Source organism: Desulfogranum marinum, assembly GCF_016918565.1.
In the GTDB taxonomy this organism is placed as follows: Bacteria; Desulfobacterota; Desulfobulbia; order Desulfobulbales; family Desulfobulbaceae; genus Desulfogranum; species Desulfogranum marinum.
In genome coordinates this window covers 139,750-156,220 of sequence record NZ_JAFFQD010000003.1, presented here as the reverse complement: position 1 = coordinate 156,220, position 16,471 = coordinate 139,750, and the positions used below count along the sequence as shown (strand labels likewise).

Genomic DNA, 16,471 nt, shown 5'->3' with positions numbered 1-16,471 from the left:
CAAGTGCCTTTTGTCAGCATAAAGGTTTATTTAATTATTAAATAAACCAGGACTTATGCTCCCTGCTGAGGGCACATGTCAGCTTTGTCAATGCCTGCAACTGCAACAGGTTTTTTCATGGCGTCACGGCGGAAAGGTTCGCCCAATTCCATGTTGGTCAGAATTTCGATGAAAGTGGTTTTTCCTTCTTCCATCTGCGCCTTGACGGCAGCTTTCAATGCTTCGGTAACTTCTTCCATGCTTTTAACCTGTACGCCTTCAACGCCACATGCCTTAGCAATACCGGCGTAAGATACGTTGCGGTCCAACTCGGTGCCTACGAAGTTGTCATCATACCAGAGAGTTGTGTTACGCTTTTCCGCACCCCAGTGGTAGTTACGGAAAATAACCATGGTAACTGCCGGCCAGGAATCACGGCCACAGGAAACCATTTCGTTCATGGAGATACCGAATGCACCATCGCCGGCAAAACCAACGACAGGAACGTCAGGCTTAGCTATCTTAGCACCACAGATGGCCGGAAAACCGTAACCACAAGGTCCGAACATGCCGGGAGCAAGGTATTTGCGACCTTCTTCAAAAGTAGGGTAGGCAGCACCAAGAGCACAGCTGTTGCCGATATCACCGGAGATAATAGCGTTTTCAGGAAGTGCTTCAACGATTGCACGCCATGCCATGCGAGAGGTGATTTTGTCCGGATCAGCTTTTTGAGCACGTGCGTTCCAGGTGGTTCCCTCATCATCAGCTTCGTGATCCATGGTTGCGAGGTCTGCAGCCCAGTCCGCTTTGGTTTTGGCGATGACAGCTTTTCTTTGTTCGCGGTCTGCGTCACCAGCGGTAGCGGAAAGCTGTCCGAGAATCGACTGTGCAACTTTCTTGGCGTCACCAACAATGCCGACAGCCAGCTTTTTGGTCAGACCGATGCGGTTAGGATTGATGTCCACCTGAATTACTTCTGCATTTTCAGGCCAGTACTCGAGACCGTATCCAGGAAGGGTGGAAAATGGGTTGAGGCGGGTTCCGAGAGCGAGAACAACGTCAGCCTTGGAGATCAATTCCATGGCAGCGCGAGATCCGTTGTAACCCAGAGTTCCGGTGTGCAGAGGATGGCTTCCCGGGAAGGCATCGTTGTGCTGATAACCGCAACACACAGCAGCATCAAGTTTTTCAGCCAGTGCTTTGGAGTCATCGATAGCACCACCGATAACTACGCCGCCGCCGTTAAGGATAACTGGGAATTTAGCGTTGGAGAGCAGATCCGCTGCCTTGGCAATGGCATCAGCACCACCTGCCGGGAGCTCAAAGTCAACGATAACAGGCAGTTCAATCTCAATTTCCTGGGTCCAGAAGTCACGGGGTACGTTGATCTGTGCAGGAGCTGAGGCACGTTTAGCCTGAATGATTACACGGTTGAGTACTTCAGCGATACGCGAAGGGTGAAGTACTTCTTCCTGGTAAGCAACCATATCTTCGAAAGCAGCCATCTGGGGAACTTCCTGGAAACCGCCCTGTCCCATAGCCATATTCGCAGCCTGAGGAGTTACAAGCAGCAGTGGGGTATGGTTCCAGTAAGCGGTTTTTACTGGAGTTACAAAGTTAGTGATACCAGGACCATTCTGCGCAATCATCATGGACATTTTTCCGGATGCGCGAGTGTAACCATCAGACATCATACCAGCGTTACCTTCATGCGCACAGTCCCAGAAAGTGATTCCAGCTTTGGGGAAAAGGTCTGAAACAGGCATCATTGCAGATCCGATGATACCGAACGCGTGCTCAATTCCGTGCATCTGGAGAACCTTGATGAACGCCTCTTCTGTGGTCATCTTGATTTTAGCCATTGGAAAACCTCCGTTGTATATTTGCTTACCCTGATTTTACAGGGGCAGAGACCTGCCTTTTTGAGCAGGTTGTTAATGAATAACCATACGATCTGATATATCACACACCAGATATCTGTCAAGGGAATTTTATATATTCTCCTTCTTTTTGTGATAAAAAAACGGCAGTAAGGCGACCGGTAACTAACTGGAACGAGGTGTTTCAATTATTTCAATGAGTTACGGCGGAACCTTTAAGTCGATCGTGGAAGGATATTATTGCGAAAAAAAGGAGTCTTGTCAGAGAGAAAAAGTAGGGCAATTATCGCGGAGAACCTCAATGTGGTAGCGCTGCGATAAAAAATAGGGGCAATAAAACCGCGTTGGTTTTATTGCCCCTATACACTGCGTGAAGGGAGATCTGAAGATACTTATTCCCCTTCCAGGTGGGCGGCGGAAACAAAAATCTTTTTGGCGTAGTCATCTACAACCCAGGTCACTGGTGTTCCCTTGGGCACTACAAAAGCATCACCGGCATTATAGACATGGGTTGGGCCGTCTTTTTCTATAACCTTGACACTGCCTTCAACAATATAGCAGAACTCAAGTTTGGGGTGGTTGTGTTCCCAGCTGCCTGCTGTACAATCCCAGATACCGGACTTAAAATTTCCTGAACTGTGCTCAAAGTAAGTCCAGTTGTTAGCGTGCGGCTCTCCAGTCTTAGGGTTAACTTTAGGTTGGGAGGTGTGCTTAAGAACCTCTGATTTTTCCAGGGTTACGATTTTACCATCTGCCATGCTTGTGCTCCTGTGTATATTGAGACCACTTGGCTGTTGTGATCATTTTTTATGAAATGTAATGTTCTGTGAGTATACGAATACAGGGTGGTACTGCTCTATGCTGCCTGTTCAAAACGGTCAGGTCGAAAATCATCCAACGGTAGTTCCGGTTCCCGGCCGAGAACAAGCTGTGACATAACTCTGCCCATCATCGGCGCAAGCTGGAACCCATGAGCGGAAAAGCCACAGACATGAAACAGACCTGAAACTTTTGTTGAGGCGCCTACAATGGGTACTTTATCTTTGAGGCAGCCCTCAAAAGCGGTCCAGCAACGAATCATTTGTGCACTGCGCAGGGCGGGAAGAACTTCTATCATGATTTTGGCAGCCTTGCTCATCTGCATAGGATCGATCCAGATTTTTTCTTTTTCCAGATCCAGCGGGGAGCGGTACCCGCCGCCAATGATGATAGTACCGTTTTCCGCGGCCATTAAACCAAGCAGGCGACCTGTCAGGCCAAGGGACGTACCGTTCATGATTCCAGGTACGCGGTCAGTGACCATCATGGTCGGTGCCGCTGCATAGATCGGTAATGGATCGCCAAGCATTTCCGAAAAACGACCAGCCCAGGCGCCTGTGCCGTTGACTAATGTTTCCCCTTCATATTGCTTGCCGGAACTTGTGCGGACCTTAAACCCATTGGCCGTTTTCTGCACATCTATGACTCTTGTCTGTGAGAGGATGGTTACGCCTTCACGTTCTGCCGTCGCTGCATATGCCTTAGAAGTAAGCAGTGGATTGGCAAGGCCATCGGTGTAACAGGCAAGGCCACCGACAACATGCTCTGCAACATGAGGCGACATTCGTCGCACCTGTTCACGATCAACAAGGACTTCATGGTCATAGCCTAAACTGTTGAGCAGTGCCTGGCGTTTTTCCAGTACTGCCATATCTGCATCATTTTCAGCAAGGCGAAGACGAGGAGATACATGAAAACCGCAGTCGGATTGGACGGTTTGCTCATGATGATCCCACATGGCCCGCGCTGCAACAGCAAGTGGGATTTCTCTTACATCTCGCCCCTGGCATCTTACACCGCCGGAGTTATGACCGGAGGCGTGTCTGCCGGGTTCGTCTTTTTCAAAGAGAATGACGGATTTCTTTTTACGCGCAAGTTCAATAGCGGTGGCGCACCCCATGATGCCGCCACCTACAATAAGCACATCAGCTTTCATCGGTCTCCTCCAGTTGCGCATTGGCAAGTTCCTGCAGGCTCACAGGTTTAATCGGTGGTCTCATGCGTAGAGGTCTGGTTTCTTCAGCTGGAATGCCTGATCTTTCTGCAACCAACTCAAGTACGGCAGAACCGCACATTCGACCTTGACATGGGCCCATGCCGCAACGGATGATTGACTTGATTTCGTTGTGATCGGAAAATCCCTGGGCAACAATTTCTCTGATCCTTCCGGCAGTTACCCCTTCGCATCGACAAACGGTTGCCTCGTCAGGGATTGCAAACAGATCTTTTCTTGGCGCATAGAGGGCGTCGATGAAGGGGCGTGGCTGCAATTCTTTGTGCAGCTGTTCGCGAACCGGAGCAGCCTGCTGCTTATATTCACACTTGCTAAGCCGGTGCAGCTGTTTGGCAATGGCCATCGCCGTAAGTCTTCCTTTGTATTCAGCTGACTTCGCTCCATGGACAAAGGTGCCGTCGCCGGCAACAAAAACAGCCGGCAGGTTGGTTGCGCCATGCTCATTCACTTCAGGGTGCCAATAGCGTTGAACCGGGTTCCACGTGTGCTCGCAACCTATCTGGCGCAGCAGGGCTGTGTTGGGAATAATGCCTTCATGCACGAGCAGTGTGGAGGCTGCGAATTCCAGTTGTTTGTTTCCACAGGTGGCCTTGACACTTTGGAGTTGTTCGTTGCCGACGGCTTCTATGTTTTTCACGTTACGATACATTGGTACTTTGGCCTTTTTGGCAGCCAACTGCACCGCTGCAATCATTTTCACGCCTTTCATGAGATAGCCGAAACGACCAAGTGCCTGCGGCATATGTCTGGCCGAGGTGATGTATTGTTTGCTTGGCGTGGTGTCAAGAATAGCAGCGATGGGTGCATTAAGAGCAAAGAGATGCTCGGCAACCAGCCAAAGTAAGGGACCGCTGCCGGCGATGACCACAGGCTCTGTTGGAGCGAGGCTGGAATCCTTGAAAAGGTTGGACATACCGCCGCAGGTCATAACCCCGGGTAGGGTCCACCCTGGAAAAGGAACCGGCCGTTCCATCGCGCCGGTGCTTAAGACCAGGAACTGGGCTGTGAGTTTTTTCGAGCTCTTTTTATGGGAAAGGAAAACTTCGCCATTGGGTTCTGCCTGCCAGACACGCGCTCGGGGCAGATAGTCCGGAGCTGCCTTTTCAAAGTTTTCTATAACCTTGAGCCCTTCTGTGTAATCTTCTCCAAGAACAGTTCGTTGGCGGGATGATGTCCTTGTTATGTTTCTGTAGATCTGTCCGCCAGGGGTGGCTTGCTCGTCAAGAAGCGCTACCTCCAATCCTTTGTTGGCCAGCTCTGCACTGCAGGCAAGACCCGCGGGGCCGGCGCCGATAATTATGGCATCATAGGAATTCTTCATTTTTTCTCGTCTACCAGGGTATGCTGCCGTTTAACATGCATGCCTTCACGAACAGGTTCAAGACATGCCTGACGATTTTTTATGCCGTCTATTTCCACCAGACATTCAAAGCAGACCCCCATCAAGCAATAGGGGGCCCGTTTTTCCTGTTTGGCTGCAGAACGACAAAAATGATTGTCATCATGTCCCAGTAAGGCCGCTGCGACCGTAACCCCGGAAGGAACCTCACATGGTGCATCCTCAAAGTAAATCGTGACTGTCTCTGAGGGTAGGTTGTTCCAGGCAAATTTACTTTTACCGTTGCTCATCTGATACTCTTTTCCGTACTTAGGCATCAGGTAAAAATAACGTATACACCTTGCTTGCCCTTTTGCTTATTTTCTGTGTTGCAGCAAGCTGCGCTTTGAAAATAAACAAAATTGCGCTGCAATCCGCACAACGTTTGTTTACTTGTTGCTTTACTGGTTCGGTAGGGAGTATTTTCCCTACGATTTATTAAACGCGGTATGGCTCGTCCCACATAACAAGGTCTTGGCCCAAGCCTTTCTCCACAGCACTTTCGTACATGGCAGTTGCCCATGCGATATCCTGAAGGATCATGCCGTTTGAGATGAAGTATTTTCTCTTTGCGCTGTTTTTGTCGATGTCGGCCAGTCCTGCAGCAACTTTGCCCAGATCCTGAATCTCACTTTCTGCGATTTCTCCACTGTCAACGAGATTATGAAGTTGGCTGTGCGGGATGGCACGTTCATCTTCCGGCAGCATCATGCCTTCGATCTTGTAGGTCTTCTGCATTTCCCAGCAATCCGGAACGATATAAGCGCCGCGTAGGTAATCATCTTCGACGTTGGCACGTCCAGGCAACGTCAGCAGCGAACCTTCCTTGAGCCATTTTTCTTCAAACAGGGGAGTGTGGTCTCCGGAAATGGCAGAGGTGATGACATCCTGGCCTTTGACGGCATCTTCAAATGTGGAAACAGGAGAGACGTCGATGTTGAGTTTTTCGCTCATTTCTTCGCAAAAACGGTTGGCAGCGTCTGCGTTAATGTCAAATACAACAATTTTTTTCAGCGATGGCAGCGCTTTAGCAATGGCATCCGTACAGAATTTGCTAATCGGGCCTGCTGCAATGACACCTAAAGTTTCACTGTCGTCACGGGCAAGGTAACGTGCACTCAATCCTACCACAGCGCCGGTACGCATCCCGCTGAGGATATTGGCTTCCATGATGGCAAGAGGACGGGCTGTTTCCGGATCATTTAAGGTCATTGTCAGGATGGAGCGCGGCAGGCCATGATTTTTTGGGTTGTTTACATTGGACCCATACCACTTGTTGCCGCATATTTTAAAACGGCCACCAAGATAACCGGGCAGAGACATGAATCTTTGGTCTGGTCCTCCTTTAGGCATACCTTCAAATGCAGGTTCTTTTGGAAACCATACACGCTGGCCGTGAGAGTTACGGGTAGAGCCGCCCATGACATAGTCGCCTTTGCCGAGCAGAGCGAAAGCTTCATCCATCATATCGATGCAGTAACTCATGTCGGTGACACCCGCTGCAATCATGTCTTGTTGGGAGAGAAATTTAAGGACAAGTTTTGAAGAAGACATTTGAACCTCATGTAGGAATACAATGAATAGATAATGTAAAAGATGTGAAATATATCGGACAAGATATATCACACATCAGACACCTGTCAAGGGGATTTTCACTCTTTTGCATATCTGATGTCTGGAATGGTACGGGGGAGCAGTATCAACGATCCAGGGCGTTATTGTCTGCAATTTTCAGATAGTACAGTGGTGAGAGTGATTTTATTTCAAAAATGGTGCTTTTCTTTGATATTGGGGGGTTTTTCAGCCGTGCTCCAAATGCTCACAAGCTGACCGATTGGCTGTAGATCGGTATGCCTGGCGGGCAGATCGTGGAGAGCTGGGTGCTGCTGCATAGTTACGATACCTGTTGAATGTGCAGAGAGAGAGGAGGGAGGCTGCCCTGCCGAGAGGAGGTGAGCAGGGCAGCCTTTTGGAGAATGACTACATCGTGTGAAATGGTGGCCATTACCGCTAAGGGGGTAGGTGCGATAATGACCTTGTGACTTTATTAAAGCATGATGTGTGCCAAAATATGGGGTGGTGTTTTTTTTGTTGGGCCGGATAATGATTAGCCCATATTTTTTCTCTGGGCTGATGATGCAGGATTCAACGTTTTTGCTGGCAAAGAGGAACGAGGTAGGCTTCGGGCAAGCGCAGAGTCCGGGTAAGCGCAGACTCTGATAGTAGACTATTTTTACGGCCAAAAGAGTGAAGAAGGTGGCACTGGGTGCTGAGTTGAGGTGAGCATTTTGTCAATTTTTGATTTGGTTGGTCTTAACGCTATCCAAAGGCAGTATTCATATTTTTAAATAATAATATAATGTCATGAGGTACTCGGACTAGAATCTTGTAACCTCTCTTTCGGGCACGGATGGTGTCGGCTCAGTGTGAACTTGCCGACAATATTGTAGATTGATTGTCACTATAGCTACGTTATCGTAGCTGTGATTTTATTGATGGTTGCTTGATTCGTGAGCTGTGGAAGGTATAATACTTGTATTATTGAATATGGAGAGATGGGATACCTGTCTCTTAAAGAGTTCCTTTTTTTGAGTGAGGTGAAGCGTGTCATTGGGTTCAATCACCGAGGGTTTTATGGAAACCATAGATTCTATTTTTGAAAAGATTGGGGGGCTGCTGGAGAAAACACATTTACCGGAACAGATAAGTGAAGTGGATTTCGCCGGTTTGTTTACAAATCCATGGTTCCTCGTCCCCTTTATTGCATTGGTTGCTTATATGATTTATAAACAGTCTTTTCGCGATTTAACGATCATGGGCTTGCTGATGGGCGCCTGGTATGCTTCGGGTACCCATTATATGCAGACTTTGGTGGTTGGAGATGAATTACAGATGAACAAAGTGCTGCCGGTACTCTTTGGGGGTGCAGGCGTTTTAGGCTTTATTATATATCTTTTGTTTGGTCGGTCAGACTGAACGTTTCCAATCAATGAAAAAATGTAACTATTCAGCCAAGATCTACAAACTGAAAATCTACCCCGAACTGTAATTGTTCAGCTGTGCTCCAAATATTCACAAGCTGACCGATCAACCAAATAAGCCCCGACTCCGAGACATCGGTATGCCGGCGGGTAGATCGTGGAGAGTTGGAGTGCTGCTGGATAGTTACGAAAAACATTGCTCATCGTTTTAGTAAAGGGACAAGGACTATGGAGTATCGTGACGCAATTTTTATTATTACCGAAGAGTTGTCCTGCCCCATTTACAACGTAGGTGAGGAACTTAAAGTCGAAAGTATGGCCCTGACGGTCCCTGAAGCAAAACCCGCATGTCTACTGTTGGTGCAGGAGGTAATGAAAATTGTTTCCAACAGGCAGAGTATGGAGCGATTCACTCCACAGGGGATCAGGAAAACAAAGTTTGCTTGTGGCGGCTGTACAGGGCTCATTCGTTTTGAATTTAAGAAGGAAAAAGGGTTTGCCACTCTGCAGATGAAATTACTGGCTGCGGCAGAACAGCGGCAGCGTATGAAGCATGTGGATAAATTTTATGATCTGCTGCGTAAGCTCGATATTTTTGAGCCACTGGAAGAAGACAGTCTTCGTGATCTTTCAGCTCTGCTGGAATTAAAAGAGTATGGAGCCAATAAGATTATACTGAAAAAAGGTGATCCCGGTACAAGCCTGTATATCGTAGTAGAGGGCAAGGTTGCCGTGGTTAGTGATGATGGGCAAACTTTATCAGAGATGAAAGTGGGTGATGTGTTTGGAGAAATGAGCTTGCTTTCAGGAGAGCCGGTAACCACGTCCATCCATTCTCGGGAGCGAACAAAACTGGCAACACTTTCCAGCAAGGATTTTAAACATGTCCTTAATAAATATCCAATCCTGCAGGTTTTCTTTTATCGACTATTGGTGGAGAGGGCCCAAGCCAACAGCCTTCGCTCCGGCACCATTAGCTCTGGGATGACAGGTAAACTTTCCGATATCCATCCGGTAGAGCTTTTTCAACTTATTAACACAAGCACCAAAACCGGCAAGGTTGAATTGCTTTTTGAAGATGGCAAGGCCACTGTTTTGTTCAACGAGGGTGAGCTGGTGCAGGCTGTACATGATAATCTTGCCGGCAAGGAAGCATTTTTTAGCTTGCTTGCTCATTCAGATGGCACCTTTTCCTATACCTCCGGTATATCTGAAGAGGCTGCGGCATTACCGGTAATAGGCGGCTTTATGGGGCTGGTAATGGAAGGTATGCGCCGTATTGATGAACAGAGCGAAGAGTAGCGCTGCTCTGTTGATTGATTGCTAGCCCTCGGATCAGACCTCGCTGAAGATGAGACAGGCGTTGGTGCCGCCAAAACCGTAGCTGTTACTCATAACAGTGTTGAGTGTAACATTACGATTTTCAGTAAGGATATTCATTGATGCTGCCTCAGGTTCCATCTTCTCAATATTTGCTGAGCCGCAGAGAAAGTTGTTGGTGAGCATGAGCAGCGAGTAAATTGTTTCATGGACACCTGCAGCCCCCAGGGAATGGCCGGATATGGATTTGGTGGAGCTTATCAGGGGGCTTTCTTTGCCAAAAACTTCGGCAATGGCTTTGAGTTCAACTAAATCGCCTACCGGGGTAGAGGTTCCGTGGGCATTAATATAGTCAACAGCAGGAGAGTTCTCTCCCATGGCAAGTTTTATGCAGCGTACGGCCCCTTCTCCAGACGGAATCACCATCTGGCTACCGTCTGCTGTTGCCCCATAACCGGTTATTTCGCCATAAATGGTTGCCCCTCTTTTCCGAGCTCGTTCAAATTCCTCGAGAACAACTACTCCACCACCATTGGCTACAACAAAACCATCTCTGTTTGTATCGTACGGGCGTGATGCCTGTTGCGGTGTTTGGTTGAATTTGGTGGTCAGAGCCCCCATGGCGTCAAACATGGCTGTTTGGGTCCAGTGCTCCTCGTCTGAGCCCCCGGCAAAAACAATGTCCTGTTTTCCCAGTTGAATCTGCTCCATGGCTGCACCAATGCAGTGCGAGCCTGTTGCACAGGCCGAAGAGATAGAGTAGCAGAGGCCGAGAATCTGGAAGGCGCTGGTAAGGCAGGCTGATACCGTGCTACTCATCGTACGGGGAACCATAAAGGGACTCAGCCTCTTTAGCCCTTTTTTTCGCATAATATCTGCCGTTGCAACAACGTTTTCTGCAGAAGTACCGCCGGAACCTATGATAAGGCCTGTTCGAGGATTGGATATTTCATCAGGACGCAGGCCTGCATCCTCGATTGCCTGCTGCATGGCGATAAAGGCATAGGCAGCTGCGTTGCCCATGAAGCGTAGTTGTTTTTTATCAATGAACTGTTTGACGTTGACCGTTGTAAAGCCACCGACCTGAGAGCGGAGGCCCAGTTCTTGATATGGCTGGTGGAAGTGAATTCCCGACCGCATCTGCTGCAGCGAGTGCAGGACATCATCTGTTGTATTTCCCAGCGGTGAGACAATCCCTAGTCCTGTGATAACTACTCTACGCATATTTTTCTCTTTAACGGCCTCGTCGGTATACTGCTTGGCAACAATCTGCCTACGTGAAAAGATGAATGCACAGTTGAACGTGCTGAGCCAATTTCATCGGGTCCTATTTTGCAAAACGAAGTGCGATTATAGCAAAAAAATAATTTTTACGACAAGTCTTTTATGGTTATTTTTGCGGAGTTACCCACATATTGGTGGGATTGGGGAAAGATGTCGTGTGTTGGCAGGGAGCCGTTGGCGAAGGATTGCTGAATTATTTCCACTAGAAAGCAGGAATCAAGGTTGCAAATCATGAGTCGAGCATTACTGTTAATTCTACTTTAATGCCGGCAGAAGCTGCTTTATCCATCACTGCCGGCAGTCTTGAGAGTTGTACGCGTATGATATGAAAATCGTGTTAGACTCAAAGTGAAACAACTACCTGAAGAAAGGAGTAAATATGCTCAAGAAAAAATTGCAGAAAGCGTTGAACGACCAAATTAATGCTGAAATGTATTCGTCATATCTCTACTTGTCGATGGAGTCCTATTTTCAATCAATAAGCCTTGGTGGATTTGCAAACTGGATGCGTGGTCAGGTGCAGGAAGAGTTGATGCACGGTATGAAATTTTATGATTTCGTAGTTGAGCGAGGCGGCAGAGTGACACTGGATGCCATTGCCAAGCCGGAGGCAGAGTGGAAGTCTCCTCTGGACGCCTTTGAAGCTATTCTCAAACATGAGCAGCATGTGACCAGCCTGGTGAATGACTTGGTTAACCTGGCGATCAGTGAAAAAGATCATGCTACCAATATCTTTTTGCAGTGGTTTGTATCAGAGCAGGTTGAGGAAGAGGCCACTGTCGGCGGCATTGTAGATCGTTTGCGATTGATTAAGGACAATCCCTCCGGACTTTTTATGCTTGACGCTGAATTAAGTAAGCGGGTTTTTGATCCGGCCGGCGAATAAAAAAAGCAGGGGCAACTGGAAACGGTGAGCAGTAGAAAATTGAAAAAACAAATCCTGCCGATGTTGGAGCAGCAAAGCCATCAGGCTATTCTGGAGCGTTTGCGCCCCTTGCCTGCAAAAGATGTGGTCAATGTCCTGTTTTCCGCCATATGCAGAGAAGTGCCGAGGGTCCGATGGATGGCTATAACCTGTATGGGGGAGACGGTGGCCCGCTTGGCTGAACAAAACATGGAGGAAGCGAGGGTTATCATGCGTCGCCTCCTCTGGAGCCTTAATGACGAATCAGGGGGCATCGGTTGGGGAGCACCAGAGTGCCTGGCGGAAATTATGTGCCATCAGGGGCAGCTTGCAGAGGAGTATTGCCATATGCTGGTATCCTACATGCAAGAAGATGGGGATGAGTTACTGCAAGACGGTAATTTTCTTGAGCTGCCTTCCCTGCAAAAAGGTCTTCTGTGGGGAGTGGCACGTCTTGCCGCAAGCCGTCCCAAACTCTTGTCTAACAAGGTGAGTTTTAAGGATGTCGCTCCTTTCCTTGCTTCGTCAGATCCAGAAATTTGTGGATTGGCTGCCAGGATTACCGGGAGCCTAGGCATGATGGAAGCTAAGCCGCAGTTGCAGGAGCTCGTGGCTGATCAAAGAGAGCTGCTCGTGTATGGAGATGGCGATGTGCAGCCCTTTACTGTGGGAGAGCTTGCCGGCTCTGCCCTGCAAGAGATGCTGTAAAATGGCAATGTTACCTTTTTCTAGAGTAGCCTTTGTTCAGTTTGCCATTGAACCGGGCCGTCCCGAACGTAATGTGCAAACCGTTGTTGATTTGCTTGCCCAAAATGGTCCATCATCTCAGACGTTGCTTGTCCTGCCTGAGTTATGGGCAACCGGATTTGATTATCAGCGAACTGAAGAGCTGGCAGCTCAAACCCCTGTTCTACTTGATCAGCTTAGAGCGTTGGCAGCCCGTTATACTGTTTTTTTTGCCGGTTCCTTGGCTGAGCAGACTGTAGCCGGAGGGTTGCCGCATAATACCTTGTTTTTAGTCGGGCCGACAGGGGTGCTTGGTCGTTTACCCAAGCAGTATCTTTTTTCTGCCTGGCAGGAAGACAGGTATTACAAGGCAGGTCAAGATTGTGCTCCCATGGAGACTGAGTGGGGTCCTGTGGGTGGTCTGGTTTGTTATGATCTGCGGTTTCCCGAGGTAGCAAGAGAACAGGCGTTTTCCGGGATGTGCTTGTTGCTGGTCAGTGCTCAGTGGCCTTTGGCGAGACTTGATCATTGGCAAGTACTGCTTAAGGCCCGAGCCATTGAGAACCAAGTGTATGTGGTTGCTGCAAATGGTTGTGGAATAAGTGGTGAGATCGAGCTTGCCGGTCACTCGATGGTGGTCGCTCCAGACGGTACCGTACTGCAAGAGGCCGGAGATGTTCCGGTTATAGCCGGGGCAGAGCTCGATGGTGATGTGCTCACAAAGACCCGCCGTCGTTTTTGTCCTCCTGGAGAGCGTCCCTGGCGAAAAAATGATGTCGGGAAAATCGTTTCGCTGTCAGGCCTGCAAGATGCGCTTAAGTCCATAGGCCGACAAGGCGGCAGGGTTGCATTTACCAATGGGTGTTTTGATATTCTGCACGCAGGCCATGTGAGCTATTTGGAACAGGCCAGGTCCACAGCAGACTGCCTTGTTGTTGGGTTGAACAGTGACAGCTCGATTGGGAGATTAAAAGGGCCTTCTCGTCCTGTGAACAGGGAGGAGGATCGGGCCAGGGTGCTTGCCGCCCTCGGGTGCGTTGATTTTATAGTTGTGTTTGCTGATGATACCCCTCTTGATCTGATAAAAGCCCTTCTGCCGGATGTATTGGTCAAAGGTGCGGACTGGGCGGAAGATGATATCGTTGGCGGTCGTGAGGTGAAGGCTGCCGGGGGGAGGGTGGAACGTATCGCCTTTGAATATGACCGTTCAACGACCAGGGTTATTGAAAAAATTCGTCGATAATTATTCAGATACGCTTGTGAAGGAGCACTTACAATGCAGATTATTAAAATCAAAGGTATGAAGTGTCAGCACTGCGTAGGCAGTGTTCAAAAAGGGTTGGAAGCTCTTGAGGGAGTTACAGCTGTGCAGGTTGATCTTGAAAATAATGAGGCCAGGTTAGAGGGAGAAGTGGATTTGCAGCAAGCTAAGGCGGTTATTGCTGAAAAGGGTTTCTCTGTGGTGGACTAGCCTGGATTTCTCCTGAACATTGTGTCAGCTTGTCAAATTAGACACAATTTCTGCATGGTATACAAACTCACATGGGATTAAAAGTTATACACAATGTTCACTGCAGGTCAGCCCATCCAACATCGTCTTCTTCAGTATTTTGGCAATGAAAATAGGCTACTATGATTCATTACCAAAAACTTTGAACCTGACGCCGCCTGAACTGATGAGAAATCCAGGTTAGCTTGTGGGCTGACCCGGTTTTATCATCCAGTCATTTTTTCTTCTGTTCAAGCTATTGCTGCTATTTCTTTGCAGCGTTATTTGCTATAGTCTTTTTTTCTTAGTTTCAGGGTCCAAGAGAGTCCTGAAACGACATGTCTTTGGAGGAAACGGGTGTGAATCCCGTGCTGTCCCGCAACTGTATTTCCAATATTCTTGGATAAGCCAGATACTTCTCCTGGGTAGCTATCTTCGTGGTGGAGGTTCTGCTGTCGAATCCTCACTTGTCCCAGCTTGGTAACGTAATGCAGGGGGTATCATGAGAAATAGTACGAATACAGGACTACAATGGGTCGTTTGACATTGATTACAGGGGGGGCTCGCAGCGGTAAGAGCAGCTATGCAGAGCAACAAATAAGCAGATGGTGTGAAGATATAGCCTATATTGCCACTGCTCGTGCACTGGATGCAGAAATGGAAGATCGAGTTGCCAGGCACCGATTGCAGCGGCCTGGAACTTGGCAGACGTTTGAAGAACCCTTGCATCCGTCATCGATTGTGCAGGCTTACCACCAGCAGTACGACGGTTTTTTGCTTGATTGTCTGACTGTCTTAACCACAAATATCATCCTTGAGGATCCAGCCATTGATTGGGAACAACCAACGGTGGTAAGCATGGCCAAGATTGAACAACGGGTGCTGGCGGAAATTGATGCCCTGCTTGCAAGTCATGCGTCGTATGCCGGTCGTTTGTTTGCAGTGACCAATGAAGTGGGACTGGGCATCGTCCCGGCTACGCCATTGTCTCGTTTTTTTCGGGATTGCAGTGGGCGGGTCAATCAACGTATGGCTGCCGCGGCCGACGAGGTAGTTATGGTTGTGTCTGGTATTCCCGTAAAAATAAAAGGGGACGGAATCGGTGTCTAGCCTGTTGTTGATGATCCAGTTTATGACTCGTTACCCTATCCCTGTGCAGATAGATTTCACTGTTGATCGGTTTGTTCAGGGAATGAAATGGATGCCCATTGTCGGTTTTTTGGTCGGTCTGCCTGCCGCAGTTCTTCTCTATCTGTGTTTTCCTTATTTTGGTGGTGAGGTTTCTACTTTTCTAGCCTTGATTGTACTGATCACTGTTACCGGTGGTCTGCATCTTGATGGAATGGGTGATTCGGCAGACGGTCTTTTCTGTTATCGTTCAAAAGAACGGGTTCTGGAGATCATGCGTGATTCCACCTTGGGGACCAACGGAGTCGTAGCCGTGGTTTTGACCATCTTGCTCAAATTTATTACCTTGAAAAATATACCGCTTGCAGGGAGTGTGACCGCCTTGTTGTGTGCTCCAGTCCTTGGCCGCATGGCCATAACCTGGCATACAACAGTGGCGAGCTATGCACGGGAGCAATCAGGAATGGGATCGTTTACCGATCGTGTTGGTTTGCCCCAGGCACTGACTGCGACAGTATGCTCGTTGCTGCTCACAAGCATAGTATTCTATTTTACAGGTATGTCTTTGGTCTCGGCCATATGGTCTCTTGTAATCCTCCATGGCATTGCTATTGCCCTGGCTGTTGGTTTTGCTTTTTATCTGCAGCATCGAATTGGCGGTATCACCGGTGATACCATCGGCGCAACGATTGAACTCAGTGAAATGACCTCTTTTTTATTTTTTCTTTTAGCATGGGACTTTTTGGTATGAAGGTAACCAGACTTTATCTTATCCGTCACGGACAGACCGAACAAAATAAAGGCGGCGTGCTGGTGGGCAGCACAGATGCTCCGCTTAATGACTATGGAAGAAATCAGGCTTCTTATCTGCGGGATCGTCTCAACGCCCTGGAGGTGGACACTATTTTTTCCAGCCCGCTGCAGCGCGCAACTGAAACGGCATCCATTGTTTTTGGTAGCGATGCGCCCATTATAACCGACTCGAGCATCCAGGAATATCACTTCGGTGAATGGGAAGGGCTGCATTTTAAAGAAATTGAAAAGCAGTATCCGGAGGCCTGGAAGACGTGGCTGACCGACTGGGAAAAGACCCAGATTCCGGGTAGTGAATCCTTTGGCTCGTTTAAGCAGCGGGTTGTCTCCTTTGCAGATGAGTTGGTCGGTGCCAATACGGGCAAGGACTTGGCAATAGTCTCCCATGGTGGATGTATTCGTTCATTGATGGCGCATTATTTTTGTGAATCAATCTCCGCTGGATATTGGAAATTTAAGGTGGATAATGCCACTTTGACCGAAATTGAATTTATGGGCGGTATGCCGATTCTGGTTCGATTCAACTACAGGTAGGT

Annotated in this window: 16 protein-coding genes and 1 riboswitch; of the genes, 9 read left to right on the top strand and 7 right to left on the bottom strand. The window is 48.4% G+C overall.

The features are described 5' to 3' along the window. Positions 1–53: 53 nt before the first annotated feature. The 6 genes from xsc to JWH17_RS03785 form a co-directional block, all read right to left on the bottom strand. The gene (gene xsc / locus JWH17_RS03810) at positions 54–1,832 is read right to left on the bottom strand and encodes a sulfoacetaldehyde acetyltransferase (RefSeq protein ID WP_369125040.1); all 1,779 of its coding nucleotides are present in this window, start codon (positions 1,830–1,832) and stop codon (positions 54–56) included. 419 nt (positions 1,833–2,251) lie between these two features. Then, positions 2,252–2,617, bottom strand: a complete 366-nt coding sequence (locus JWH17_RS03805; RefSeq protein ID WP_205221231.1) for a cupin domain-containing protein — start codon at positions 2,615–2,617, stop codon at positions 2,252–2,254. A 98-nt stretch (positions 2,618–2,715) separates the two neighbouring features. After that, positions 2,716–3,834 carry an NAD(P)/FAD-dependent oxidoreductase gene (locus JWH17_RS03800; RefSeq protein ID WP_205221230.1) on the bottom strand — a complete coding sequence of 373 codons (1,119 nt, stop codon included), beginning with the start codon at positions 3,832–3,834 and terminating at the stop codon, positions 2,716–2,718. Then, positions 3,824–5,233, bottom strand: a complete 1,410-nt coding sequence (locus JWH17_RS03795) for an NAD(P)/FAD-dependent oxidoreductase (RefSeq protein WP_205221229.1) — start codon at positions 5,231–5,233, stop codon at positions 3,824–3,826. The genes JWH17_RS03800 and JWH17_RS03795 overlap by 11 nt, the downstream gene beginning before the upstream one ends. Continuing rightward, positions 5,230–5,541, bottom strand: a complete 312-nt coding sequence (locus tag JWH17_RS03790) for a (2Fe-2S)-binding protein (protein WP_205221228.1) — start codon at positions 5,539–5,541, stop codon at positions 5,230–5,232. The genes JWH17_RS03795 and JWH17_RS03790 overlap by 4 nt, the downstream gene beginning before the upstream one ends. 187 nt (positions 5,542–5,728) lie before the next feature. Then, on the bottom strand, positions 5,729–6,844 hold the full coding sequence (locus JWH17_RS03785; protein WP_205221227.1) for a tyramine oxidase subunit B: 1,116 nt from the start codon (positions 6,842–6,844) through the stop codon (positions 5,729–5,731). 1,080 nt (positions 6,845–7,924) lie between these two features. On the opposite strand from JWH17_RS03785, the gene JWH17_RS03780 reads away from it, so the two are divergent. Both JWH17_RS03780 and JWH17_RS03775 read left to right on the top strand, forming a co-directional pair. Then, on the top strand, positions 7,925–8,266 hold the full coding sequence (locus tag JWH17_RS03780; RefSeq protein WP_205221226.1) for a hypothetical protein: 342 nt from the start codon (positions 7,925–7,927) through the stop codon (positions 8,264–8,266). 233 nt (positions 8,267–8,499) lie between these two features. After that, complete coding sequence (locus JWH17_RS03775; RefSeq protein ID WP_205221225.1) at positions 8,500–9,573, top strand: cyclic nucleotide-binding domain-containing protein; 1,074 nt, start codon at positions 8,500–8,502, stop codon at positions 9,571–9,573. Positions 9,574–9,606: 33 nt separating this feature from the next. On the opposite strand, the gene fabB is transcribed toward JWH17_RS03775, so the two are convergent. Next, positions 9,607–10,815, bottom strand: coding sequence for a beta-ketoacyl-ACP synthase I (gene fabB, locus JWH17_RS03770; RefSeq protein WP_205221224.1), 1,209 nt, complete (start codon positions 10,813–10,815; stop codon positions 9,607–9,609). A 439-nt stretch (positions 10,816–11,254) separates the two neighbouring features. Between fabB and JWH17_RS03765 the strand changes: the two genes are divergently transcribed. The 7 genes from JWH17_RS03765 (at position 11,255) to cobC (ending at position 16,469) form a co-directional block, all read left to right on the top strand. Then, positions 11,255–11,761, top strand: coding sequence for a ferritin (locus tag JWH17_RS03765; protein WP_205221223.1), 507 nt, complete (start codon positions 11,255–11,257; stop codon positions 11,759–11,761). A 39-nt stretch (positions 11,762–11,800) separates the two neighbouring features. Next, positions 11,801–12,487 carry a DVU0298 family protein gene (locus JWH17_RS03760; RefSeq protein WP_205221222.1) on the top strand — a complete coding sequence of 229 codons (687 nt, stop codon included), beginning with the start codon at positions 11,801–11,803 and terminating at the stop codon, positions 12,485–12,487. Between the two features lies 1 nt (position 12,488). Then, positions 12,489–13,748 carry a D-glycero-beta-D-manno-heptose 1-phosphate adenylyltransferase gene (gene rfaE2, locus JWH17_RS23615; protein WP_232370868.1) on the top strand — a complete coding sequence of 420 codons (1,260 nt, stop codon included), beginning with the start codon at positions 12,489–12,491 and terminating at the stop codon, positions 13,746–13,748. A 33-nt stretch (positions 13,749–13,781) separates the two neighbouring features. Continuing rightward, positions 13,782–13,976, top strand: coding sequence for a heavy-metal-associated domain-containing protein (locus JWH17_RS03750; protein ID WP_205221221.1), 195 nt, complete (start codon positions 13,782–13,784; stop codon positions 13,974–13,976). Between the two features lie 322 nt (positions 13,977–14,298). Beyond that, positions 14,299–14,432, top strand: a riboswitch (cobalamin riboswitch). Between the two features lie 93 nt (positions 14,433–14,525). After that, positions 14,526–15,104: a bifunctional adenosylcobinamide kinase/adenosylcobinamide-phosphate guanylyltransferase gene (cobU, locus tag JWH17_RS03745; RefSeq protein WP_205221220.1), complete on the top strand. Its 579-nt coding sequence runs from the start codon at positions 14,526–14,528 to the stop codon at positions 15,102–15,104. Next, complete coding sequence (gene cobS / locus JWH17_RS03740; protein WP_205221219.1) at positions 15,097–15,873, top strand: adenosylcobinamide-GDP ribazoletransferase; 777 nt, start codon at positions 15,097–15,099, stop codon at positions 15,871–15,873. Before cobU ends, cobS begins: the two co-directional genes overlap by 8 nt. Beyond that, positions 15,870–16,469 (top strand): alpha-ribazole phosphatase, encoded by a 600-nt coding sequence (gene cobC / locus JWH17_RS03735; RefSeq protein ID WP_205221218.1) that lies wholly within the window; start codon positions 15,870–15,872, stop codon positions 16,467–16,469. The genes cobS and cobC overlap by 4 nt, the downstream gene beginning before the upstream one ends. Positions 16,470–16,471 lie beyond the last annotated feature (2 nt).